This is a genomic window from candidate division TA06 bacterium (assembly GCA_004376575.1).
Lineage (GTDB): Bacteria > Hydrothermota > DG-26 > E44-bin18 > E44-bin18 > E44-bin18.
In genome coordinates this window covers 1-9,346 of sequence record SOJN01000082.1, presented here as the reverse complement: position 1 = coordinate 9,346, position 9,346 = coordinate 1, and the positions used below count along the sequence as shown (strand labels likewise).

Annotated in this window: 4 protein-coding genes; 2 read left to right on the top strand and 2 right to left on the bottom strand. The window is 48.2% G+C overall.

The window, feature by feature from the left end:
• Window positions 1–293 precede the first annotated feature (293 nt).
• Complete coding sequence (locus tag E3J62_07530; GenBank protein ID TET45458.1) at window positions 294–3,884, bottom strand: hypothetical protein; 3,591 nt, start codon at window positions 3,882–3,884, stop codon at window positions 294–296.
• A 296-nt stretch (window positions 3,885–4,180) separates the two neighbouring features.
• Here E3J62_07530 and ppsA point away from each other — a divergent pair, with 296 nt between their 5' ends.
• Together ppsA and E3J62_07520 are read left to right on the top strand one after the other, a co-directional pair.
• Window positions 4,181–6,634: a phosphoenolpyruvate synthase gene (gene ppsA / locus E3J62_07525; GenBank protein ID TET45457.1), complete on the top strand. Its 2,454-nt coding sequence runs from the start codon at window positions 4,181–4,183 to the stop codon at window positions 6,632–6,634.
• A 383-nt stretch (window positions 6,635–7,017) separates the two neighbouring features.
• On the top strand, window positions 7,018–7,272 hold the full coding sequence (locus tag E3J62_07520; GenBank protein TET45456.1) for a GIY-YIG nuclease family protein: 255 nt from the start codon (window positions 7,018–7,020) through the stop codon (window positions 7,270–7,272).
• A 206-nt stretch (window positions 7,273–7,478) separates the two neighbouring features.
• On the opposite strand, the gene E3J62_07515 is transcribed toward E3J62_07520, so the two are convergent.
• Window positions 7,479–9,011: a hypothetical protein gene (locus E3J62_07515; protein ID TET45455.1), complete on the bottom strand. Its 1,533-nt coding sequence runs from the start codon at window positions 9,009–9,011 to the stop codon at window positions 7,479–7,481.
• Window positions 9,012–9,346 lie beyond the last annotated feature (335 nt).

The window sequence follows — 9,346 nt, the reverse complement described above, 5'->3', positions numbered from 1 at the left end:
TTTCCACCAACCATGGAGGCCGAGGCTGAGCTTCCGCCCGATGTTCAGAAGGAGCACAATAAGGCAAAGAGGCTGGCACGAGTCCTTGTGAAGGACATAGTCCTCTATCATACGGAGAGAGTCGAAGAAGGCCTGGAAAAGGGAAACCTCATCGACACGGTCGGGGATGAAATAAAGAAATCGTGGCAATACTACAAGAGTGAAATTTCGGAAGAGATAATCAACTCGACCGACTACTTCAAGGATGCACTGAACCAGATTCTTGCCAAGGGAAGGAAGATATTCACCTAGCCCTATCGGCCAAGCAGTATACCCTTCGTTACTGATACCCCGCTGACAGACTCCAATCTAAAGAAATAAACACCACTCGGAAACCTATTTCCCTTTGCGTCGTCCCCACTCCATTCCAGCGAATGATAACCGCTTTCCAGATGTCCGGTAAAGACATTTCCTACCAGGCCACCAGTAATATCGTACACATCGAGCCTTGTGTTCCCTGTCTGGGGCAACGCAAGGTAAAAAACAGCTCTTTGTTTGAATGGATTGGATGTAATCATTGATAGTGCAAGCGCGTCAGGTTTCCCTCTGTTGACTGTAGTCTCCTCAACTCCCACATAGCGGATTGCGAACATGTCGTCACTCACGTCCGTTCCCATATGATTGTTGGGATCATAGGCCCTGATGCGAACGAGACAGCTGTCTGATGGCATATCAGGTATGGTCCACACATAGCTGGAATCGTTTGGTTCGTCCCGCGAGACGACGAACCACGAGCCGCCATTGTTGGTCGAATAATATATATTGACTGAGTCCACACCGAAAACGTCTGAAGCGACCCACCTTATCGTATCTTCGTCCCCCACACCCCAAACCTCACCCCCATTAGGAGATATAACCTGGATTGACGGATTCGTACTGTCAGCAATTGAAAACAGACTATCGCTCTCGTCGAGTGACGTATTCTCAACACCATCCACCGCAAGCACCCTCACCAAGCATGAGTCGCTCACTACTGAGGGAATAGACCACTCGTACGAGGAGTCGTTGGGCTCACCAGTTGATACTATATCCCAGGACCCCCCACCATTAGAAGAGTAGTAAATGTTTATAGAGTCCACCACATAATTATCAGATGCAGTCCATCTTATGGTATCCACTCCGCCAGCTTCCATCACCTCGCCACCGTTGGGATACAAGAGTAACACTGAAGGGAATGTACTGTCGAATGTCTGGAACAAGCTGTCACTTGTATCTGCAGCGGCAGAGCCTCCATAATCGTATGCTATTATCCTCATCAGGCACGAGTCTGAAGGTGGACCGAAGACCGTCCAGTCATAGGACGAGTCATTTGGCTCTCCCCGGGAGAGGAGAATCCACATCATCCCGCCGGTAAATGAATAAAAGACACTCAGGGAGTCGACACTGATGTTGTCAGTGGCAACCCAGGTGATTTGACGAACGTCTCCTATCTCCCACTGCTCACCTCCGTTTGGAGAGGTGACAGTGACAATGGGCGGCTCAGTATCAAGTATTGTGAAGAGGTTATCGCTGATATCCGAGCCTGGATTGCCAGCAGGATCAAACACATCAATCCTCACTCTGCAACTGTCAGAAGGGGTATTGGGCACAGTCCACGCATACGTCGAGTCATTCACTTCACCGTGACTTATGTCTATCCACGAGGACCCGTCATCTGTCGAGTAGTATATATTCACCGAATCGATCCCGTTGTCGTCCGATGCGACCCACCTTATCGTATCTTCCGTTCCGGGAGCGAGAGACTCACCCCCATTGGGATGAATAACGTCCACGACGGGATTCAAGCTGTCCCCTATGGTAAAGAAGTTATCAGATGTATCCGCACCCTGGAGCAACGAGGGGTCGAAGGCAACCACTCTTACCAGGCAACTGTCTGAAGGCGTGTTGGGAACCAACCAAAGATATTCGCCGTCATTTGCTTCCCCGGTCGATACAGCGCCCCAGGACCCACCTGCATCCGTCGAGTAGTAGATGCCTATGGAGTCAACTCCCACATTGTCAGAAGCATCCCACCTTACAGTGTCTGTTGAACCTATTCCAAAGTCCTCTCCCCCATTGGGACGAATCACTGTAACAGAGGGTACTGTGAAGTCGCCTATGGCGAAGACTGCATCACTGGTATCCTCATCCCACTTCGCGGTCCAGTCCCACGCACTAATCCTTACCAGACAATTGCTGGAGAGAGTGTTGGGAATCAACCAGGTATACGATGAATCGTTCTCCTCGCCAGTGGCAACTGGAGACCATATCGAGCCGCCGTTTGTGGAATAATAGATAGAAACAGAATCAACCATGACGCTGTCTGTGGCTATCCACCTTATGGTATCTGTGGTGGCCACGGAGAGGCTCTCTCCGCCATTTGGATAAACAACCTCAACATACGGCGTATCTGTGTCTGTGGGTATGAAGCTCGCAGAATAGGTATAGTCCAAGTCAGCACCACTCGATGAGAGCACGCAGGGGATTAGCACGATCCTCTGCGACGTATCCCATGGTATCAATCTGTTTCCTGACCCATTAGCATCCAGGCTTATCTCACTGAATGCCGATGGGGCGCCGTCGTTGTATTCGATGAGCATCGCAGCCCAGGAGTATCCATCTTCTCCGTCAAACGAGATGTTGAGACCTCCAGGAAAGCCTGTCGTATCAAACTCAATGAAGTTTATCCCGTAATAGTCAGGGGGCCTGGTGCCTTCATCCCCGCTGGCTGGATATGTAGAATGTGTATGTTCTGGTGCCACGTAGGACGTGGTCCAGCTCGAACCTTCTTCATAGTAAGGATTCTGGGCTCTGGTGCTGCCCGTGAAGTATCGCCAGACTGCGTATTCCTTGATGGCATTGGTGAGGCTGTCGCTGTAGTCCATCTTCAGGATTGAGTCGGTATCCTCCACGGTGAAGCTGTCCCAGTGGGTGGCATTGAGATCCCAGATCTTCCTGACTATATCAACATCGTTATTCTCGGCAAGATACTTGGGCCATGTGACTCCGCCGTATTGATAATAGCCCGAAGTTTGAAACACGGTAATAGACCATTCTGGCCTGGTCAGTGGGTTGGCTACGCCTCCCCCAAGGAAGCCCGTGTAGTCATCTTCACCATCATAGACCTCATCCTGGGCCCAGACCGCACAGTTCTCATACCAGAACTTTTTCTCTTTATATGAATAACTGAACTGGCAGGAATGATTGAACTCGTGGGCCAGTGTGCTCTTTCTATATATAGAACTCATGTTGTAGTCTATCGCCATCCAGCTTATCGCGTCTTCCTGTTGAGGATCCGGACCGATCGACTCTGCTTGTACATAGCCGAGCACGCCTGGTATGGGTATATCAAATACATAAATGTCATATAGATTATCGCCCCCAGAATCGTAGTCAGCCGGAGGGGCGTCCCAATTGAGATAGTCTACCTCGTAGCTCCATGAAGATTCGGCATAGACGGTGAGGCTGTCCACATACGACTTACCCACAGAGTCAGAGCCTGAATTCGTCCAGTGGAATTTGAAATGGGTTGTGTTGATTATGCTGTCCAGACCAGTAGGCCTTGTCAGTAGTGGGTATACCTCCTCACCCTTGTCCTTGACCAGGAGATCCACATTCCTCCAGACATCGAGCATCGGCACTGTTGCGCAAAGCGCGGGCGCTTCCGACCTGTATCTCTCTGGCAGCCTGTCAGGAGCCTTGACAGCATAGAGCTTGTAAAGGAGCTCGGTAGCCCTATCTATTTCCCCGGACCTGTGAGCCTCCTCGATTTTTCCGAATACAGTCTGCTCGCCTTCTGCGAGACCCACGCATACCAAAATGAGAAACAATATAAGACTAAGAGGTTTTTTCATTTCTCTCCCCATCTGTTAGACCACGCTATCTCCAAGATACTGAGCATATTATACCAGCCTCTCCCCTCCAAGTCAAGGAAGGCCCGCGTGTCCCGCCTAAGACCAAATCCCAAATTCCAAGCACCAAATTACAAACAAATGATACATCAGATGTAAGATATAACATGTAAGACTACTGAGGCTGTAGGCTGTACGACACAACACAAGTTTGGAATTTGGTTTTGATTTCGTTTTTCTTCTTGACATCAGCTGGTCACATAAGTAACCTAAACAGGAAGTCCCTCTGCACGAGAAGAGAGTTAAGACCAATGATCTCAAAGCCTTCCGTCCTGTGGCTCACAGATCCAAGAGCTGGAGAAGTGGATCTAGTTGGAGGTAAGAATGCTGCCCTGAGCGAGATGCTCAGGGAGCTTGCCCCTCTGGGCATAAGAGTCCCCCCGGGATTTGCGGTAACCACCGAAGCCTACAGTGAAATCACCAGAGAAAACGGGATTGACGACTCGGTGAAGTCTATTCTCTCCGATATAGATACATCCAGTATCGCCGATCTGGAATCAAAGTGCAAAGATGCGAGGAGGCTATTTCAACGAGCAGAGATTCCAGATGAATTGTGGGATACTATCGCCAGCTTCTACAAAAAACTGTGCGAAGACTCAGGGTATGAGGTCGAGGTCGCTGTGAGATCGTCGGCTAACATGGAAGACCAGGCCACAGCAAGCTTCGCCGGACAGCTTCAGACGTATCTGAATGTGACCGGTGAAGAAAAGCTTCGTGACAGAATACTCGGCTGTATGGCCAGCTTATTCACGCCCAGGGCAGTGTCCTATCATGCCGACAAGAACCTCGATCCCCTCGAGACCAGAGTTTCAGTCTGTGTACAGAAGATGGTTCGCTCTGACTCTGCGAGTGCCGGCGTCCTATTTACCATCGACCCGGAGTCGGGTGTTGAGTCAATCATTCACATCAATGCATCCTATGGCCTTGGCGAAAATGTGGTTCAGGGCACGGTCAATCCGGATGAGTATTTCATCCATAAGGCCACTCTGCTCGACGGGAAAAAGCCCATTGTAGGCAAGAGATTGGGAGAGAAGAAGAGGAAGATGGTCTATTCTGCAAAACCGCGTACCCCAGTTAGGAATGTAACAGTACCCAAGCACGAGCAAAGAAAGTACGCTCTCTCTGACGAAGAAATACTGGAGCTGGCGAAGTGGGGATGCGTGGTCGAGAAGCACTTTTCGAGCAAACACGGAAAAAAGATGCCCATGGATATCGAGTGGGCCAAGGACGGAGACGGCAAGGATGTCGGGACAGGAAAGCTCTATCTTCTCCAGGCAAGACCAGAAACTGTACACTCCGCGAGGAGAGACTTCGAGACATATGAAACCTATTATCTCAAGGGAAAAGAAAAGGTCCTTGCGTCCGGCAGAGCAATCGGGCACAAGGTCGGCACCGGTGAGTCAGTCCTCCTGAACTCCATAGAAGAAATAAAGAAATTTGAAAAGGGAAAAGTCCTCGTCACCAGAATGACAGACCCTGACTGGGAACCCATCATGAAGATCGCCTCGGCCATTGTGACTGACAAGGGTGGAAGAACATGCCATGCGGCCATAGTTTCAAGAGAGCTGGGCATACCCTGCATAACGGGCACGAGAAATGCAACCGAGCGTGTGAAGGACGGCGCAAAGGTCACTGTGTCTTGCTGTGAAGGACTTGAAGGACATGTGTACGATGGCATTATCGAATATGGAGTGAATGAGATCAAGGTTTCGGAGGTTCCAGCAACCAGGACCAAAATCATGATGAACGTGGGAATCCCGGACAAGGCTCTTTCCCACTCCAGGATTCCGTGTGATGGCGTGGGCCTGGCCAGGCTGGAGTTCATCATAAACTCATACATTGGAATACATCCGCTTGCTCTGCTCAATTTTGATAAGCTGTATGAAAAAAGGGAGAACGAGAAATTCAAGAAGATCGTCACTTCAATAGAGCACATCATACCCGACACAGATGACAAACCCCAGTTCTTTGTTGACTGCCTCGCAAGAGGCATTGGCCGCATTGGGGCTGCCTTCTATCCGAAGGACGTCATCGTCAGGCTCAGCGATTTCAAAAGCAACGAATATGCAAAACTAATCGGAGGGGACCTGTACGAGCCAATAGAGAGCAACCCAATGATTGGGTGGAGAGGCGCCTCCAGGTACTATGACAAGAATTTCAGACTGGCATTTGAACTGGAATGCAGAGCTCTTCTCAAAGTGAGAGAAGAAATGGGATTGACGAACGTGAAGGCTATGATTCCCTTCTGCAGAACTCCTGAGGAAGGTAGCAAGGTGGTTGAAATCTTGAAGGAGTGCGGTTTGCCCAGGGGCAAAAATGGATTTGAAGTGTACATGATGGCAGAAATACCTTCAAACGTGATACTTGCAGATAAGTTTGCTGAAATATTCGATGGCTTCTCCATAGGTTCAAATGACCTTACGCAGCTAATCCTGGGGCTGGACAGGGATTCAGACCTTCTCATCCATTTGTATAGCGAACGGAGTCCTGCTGTGAAATGGGCCATAGAGAGGCTCATAAGCGAGGCCACGAAGCGGAACACGAAGGTAGGAATCTGCGGCCAGGCCCCCTCCGACTTTCCTGACTTCGCGAGATTCCTGGTTGACTGCGGAATAGACAGCATTTCCCTCAATCCCGACACTGTAGTCCAGACCAGGCTGGAGATCGCTGAATACGAAAAATCCAAAGGCATATCCCCCACCTGATCCCCTCCCACGACATAAATCCTAAATCCGAAATCCTAAATTCTTCACCCCGTTAGATATGGCCAATGACAGCAGTAATCATTGTGGCAAATGCGAGTCTTCCAAGAAAAGTAAGGGTCTTCATTGAGACGACAGCCTATTATCTAGCGGGGTAAACAATACCTAGTGACCAAGATTCAAATGACCGAAACAGGAGACTATGCAATGGGTGCACACGAGAGGTCAAAACGGTGTGACTTGGAGGAAGGGACTTTGAACTTCGATAAAAAGGTCATCAGATTGACCAAGAGCCTCCGGAGAACGACAGCAAATATCTAAGCAATCAAGGAACTCGCCAGATCTTCCGCATTCGTCGGTACAAACTACCTGCCCCGTGAGATAAAATGTACTATGTCTATGTACTACAAAGTTTGAAGGATGGGAAGCTGTACGTCGGCTATACAAGTAAGTTGAACAGAAGAGTTGAAGACCACAACAAGGGACTTGTGCCGTCGACTAAGAATAGAAGACCGTTGAAGTTGGTATACTATGAAGGTTGCCTGAACGGCAAGGACGCTGTGAAGAGGGAGAAGTACTTGAAAACAAGTTGGGGAAAGAGGTATATCAAGAATCGCATCGGGAACTATCTAATGGGGTAAACAATATCTAATGACAGAAATTCGAATGACCAAAACACCAATGACCAGAGCGCGCGTTTTGAATTTCGGTCATTTGAATTTTGGATTTCTCTACCCCGTTAGATATGGCCGGTAAGAAAAGCAAGTGGTCTAATCAACAGCCATATACCAGGAGAGACAAAGCTATTCTTTGAAGCAAAACGTGATTATCTAACGGGGTGAAGGATTTAGGGATTAGAATTTCGGATTTGCTTTTTAAGGTATAGTTTTTCGTCCCCGATGTCATACGCAGTCCAGGCTTCAGAATTCAGGACTTTGATTGAGTTTTCATCAAAATTCTTCGAAGCCAGCAGACGCTGACTGATAAGGACAGCGTCCGGGTCGTGGGACAGGAGCAAGTCTCGCAAACTCACCCCTCCGGGTCTAATATCGCCGCCTACTGCTGTAGCCAAAGGTTCGATTGGAATACACTTATCAAGTCCTATGTAGTTAGCATACGTGGTCGACCACAGACCCAACAGTTTTATCTTTGTGCGAGGCCAAATCTCCTGCAATCGTACGACTTTTTCGTAGATGGGTCTTTTCCCATCTCTATATGCAAGGGGCCTCGGACCTATCAGACAGACAACAACAATTATGCATATTAGGTAATACAGGCCGGCTTTGAGAAACGACTTTCGGTCGGATGCTTCCAGAAGCGCCACGTATAGAACACCAGAATAAAGAAGAATGAATGGCATTAGCACCACTGAATACCTGTCTTTTGCATATACTATCAGGCTCGGCGCCAGAGCGAGCAGCGAAAAGATAGACAGAACACGTATGTCACCCAACCTGGATTTTACATTTCGTGCACGAACAGCAAACCTCCGCCATCTCCGGAAGAAAATGAGTATCGCAAATGTGTAGAGAAGAAACCCGACACATATGATAAGGTAGTAGGTCAAGGCTCTGACCGGAAACACCGATTTTAGTATGGCTTTGGGGAGGTTTAGGAGGTTCCTCAAGACATGCCGAAATACTGGAGCTGGATTTACAAGGAAAGCATCAAACACTGAGTTGCTACTAGGAAAGTCTCGGTCAATCAATACATTGTAGTCAATCCAGGGATCAAGATCACATTGACCAGCTCTTACTTGACTCAAAGCGTAGTGCTGTCTGAAAGCGAACCAGGTTCTGTCAGTACCCAAATTCCAACCATCCACATTGATAGACACATAGATCAGTAGTGCCAATAGTATCACTATGGTTGCTGATGATAGGATTCTTCTGGACCTAACGTGAGATGGCAAGAGGTTTTCTATTTTCCTATGCCTTATGAAAAGAACAGAGAGATATACGACATACGGGACAAGAACAAGAATGTATTCCAGACGTACGAATGAACACAATAGCAGAAGAATCACTGAAACCATTTTGTTGGTGTTGCAGTAAATAAGCGCCAGCAAAAAGACAAGTACTCCGAAGTGGTAGACAATAATGTCTGCATTCACATTGTAAGTGGAAACTGCCCACACGAATGACAGCAGGATTGAAATGGGATACGTACGTAGATTCCGCATAAGAAAAACAAAAACCGCCACTGATACACTCATGGTTAGAAAATACTTCATAAGAAAGATGCTGCCGATTGCTCCGAATGATCTCACGAATACTGAGTAGAGCAATACGTAAAACGGAGAGCTAGATGTGTCACCAAGAGTTCCTGTACCTGAAGCGAACCTACTTCCCCAACCCATGTAATATGATTCATCGGCCATAGGTAGGTCCATTGAGGTGTGTAGAGGATATAGCAATAGGAATTGAAACGCTAGGACCGCCACGCACCCCATGGCAATTTTCGAAGAGTTGGACAATCGTACAGATCTCATATTTGCATGTTCCCTCGTACCATGCCCTAGTGTATAACACTACATGACGCTCTGGTCAAACCCCGAATCCTCTCCCCTACCCCGATATTAAATTGAAAAACCCGTCTATGGTTGTGAGGTATGAGTATGATGGGCGCGGAGACCGCGCCCCTACTTGGACATTAGGATATGGTTTTTCTGTGGTAATCTCGTGTAATCTGTGGTTACAAGTGTTTTCAATTTCG

What these genes read in the sequence shown, in the direction of transcription:
- E3J62_07530 (TET45458.1), bottom strand. Translation starts at nt 3,884, where the DNA reads ATGGGGAGAGAAATGAAAAAACCTCTTAGTCTTATATTGTTTCTCATT.
- E3J62_07520 (TET45456.1), top strand. Translation starts at nt 7,018, where the DNA reads ATGTACTATGTCTATGTACTACAAAGTTTGAAGGATGGGAAGCTGTAC.
- ppsA (TET45457.1), top strand. Translation starts at nt 4,181, where the DNA reads ATGATCTCAAAGCCTTCCGTCCTGTGGCTCACAGATCCAAGAGCTGGA.
- E3J62_07515 (TET45455.1), bottom strand. Translation starts at nt 9,011, where the DNA reads ATGGCCGATGAATCATATTACATGGGTTGGGGAAGTAGGTTCGCTTCA.